Below are 1908 nucleotides of genomic sequence, written 5' to 3'. Positions count from 1 at the left end.
GGTTTGGATTTATCGGTTCATTCTTCCGTGTTTTTAATACGGCTGTACTTGGGTAAAAGAAACGACTCGTCAATAAAAGACAAAGGTTTTTTGACTTCGATAATAAGGATAAGCGTTCTGAAACAGAGATTATTTTTAAGGTGATAGTAAATGGTTGATCGGTGAGTTTTCACTTTTTTTACCGTTTTACTTTTTCCTTATTCAACATTATTTTACAATGGAGAGTTTGATCCTGGCTCAGGATGAACGCTAGCTACAGGCTTAACACATGCAAGTCGAGGGGCATCATGGGGGTTGCTTGCAACCTCTGATGGCGACCGGCGCACGGGTGAGTAACGCGTATCCAACCTTCCCATGACTGCGGGATAACCCGGCGAAAGTCGGACTAATACCGCATGGTTTCCACCGACGACATCCGACGTGGAATAAAGATTTTATCGGTGATGGATGGGGATGCGTCCGATTAGCTTGTTGGCGGGGTAACGGCCCACCAAGGCCACGATCGGTAGGGGTTCTGAGAGGAAGGTCCCCCACATTGGAACTGAGACACGGTCCAAACTCCTACGGGAGGCAGCAGTGAGGAATATTGGTCAATGGGCGTAAGCCTGAACCAGCCAAGTAGCGTGCAGGATGACGGCCCTATGGGTTGTAAACTGCTTTTATGCGGGGATAAAGTTAGTCACGTGTGACTATTTGCAGGTACCGCATGAATAAGGACCGGCTAATTCCGTGCCAGCAGCCGCGGTAATACGGAAGGTCCTGGCGTTATCCGGATTTATTGGGTTTAAAGGGAGCGTAGGCCGTGTATTAAGTGTGTTGTGAAATTCAGTCGCTCAACGTCTGACTTGCAGCGCATACTGGTTCACTTGAGTGCGCGCAACGCAGGCGGAATTCGTGGTGTAGCGGTGAAATGCTTAGATATCACGAAGAACTCCGATCGCGAAGGCAGCTTGCGGGAGCGCAACTGACGCTGATGCTCGAAAGTGCGGGTATCGAACAGGATTAGATACCCTGGTAGTCCGCACGGTAAACGATGGATGCCCGTTCTCCTGTTTTTTGATAGGGGGACCAAGCGAAAGCGTTAAGCATCCCACCTGGGGAGTACGCCGGCAACGGTGAAACTCAAAGGAATTGACGGGGGCCCGCACAAGCGGAGGAACATGTGGTTTAATTCGATGATACGCGAGGAACCTTACCCGGGCTTGAATTGCAGCGGAATGATCCAGAGATGGTGAAGTCCTTCGGGACCGCTGTGAAGGTGCTGCATGGTTGTCGTCAGCTCGTGCCGTGAGGTGTCGGCTTAAGTGCCATAACGAGCGCAACCCCTGTCCGTAGTTGCCATCGGGTAATGCCGGGCACTCTGCGGATACTGCCACCGTAAGGTGTGAGGAAGGTGGGGATGACGTCAAATCAGCACGGCCCTTACGTCCGGGGCTACACACGTGTTACAATGGCCGGTACAGATGGTGGGTGTAGCGTAAGTTGCATCAAATCTATAAATCCGGTCCCAGTTCGGACTGAGGTCTGCAACCCGACCTCACGAAGCTGGATTCGCTAGTAATCGCGCATCAGCCATGGCGCGGTGAATACGTTCCCGGGCCTTGTACACACCGCCCGTCAAGCCATGAAAGCCGGGGGTGCCTGAAGTCCGTGACCGCGAGGATCGGCCTAGGGCAAAACCGGTGATTGGGGCTAAGTCGTAACAAGGTAGCCGTACCGGAAGGTGCGGCTGGAACACCTCCTTTCTGGAGACGTTTATTTTTTGCCGTTGATGTTTTTTGATCGATACGGCGTTGAAGTTTTGAGACCGGATCGGTCTGACCGGTTTTTGTCTTTTGAGCCGTCTCTTTTCTTCTTGTACTGATGATCTGTTTTTTCGATAAAGAGAAAAAGGAAGCCGGGCATCGG

1 rRNA gene is annotated in these 1908 nt (G+C 51.5%); it reads left to right on the top strand.

Going from position 1 to position 1908, the window contains the following annotated elements:
- The first annotated feature begins 214 nt into the window (after window positions 1–214).
- Window positions 215–1745, top strand: a 16S ribosomal RNA gene (locus JHU38_RS12220).
- The last annotated feature ends 163 nt before the right edge of the window (window positions 1746–1908 follow it).

The sequence above is a fragment of the Prevotella illustrans genome (genome assembly GCF_017426725.1).
Taxonomy (GTDB): domain Bacteria; phylum Bacteroidota; class Bacteroidia; order Bacteroidales; family Bacteroidaceae; genus Prevotella; species Prevotella illustrans.
This window is presented reverse-complemented; position numbering and strand designations above follow the sequence as displayed.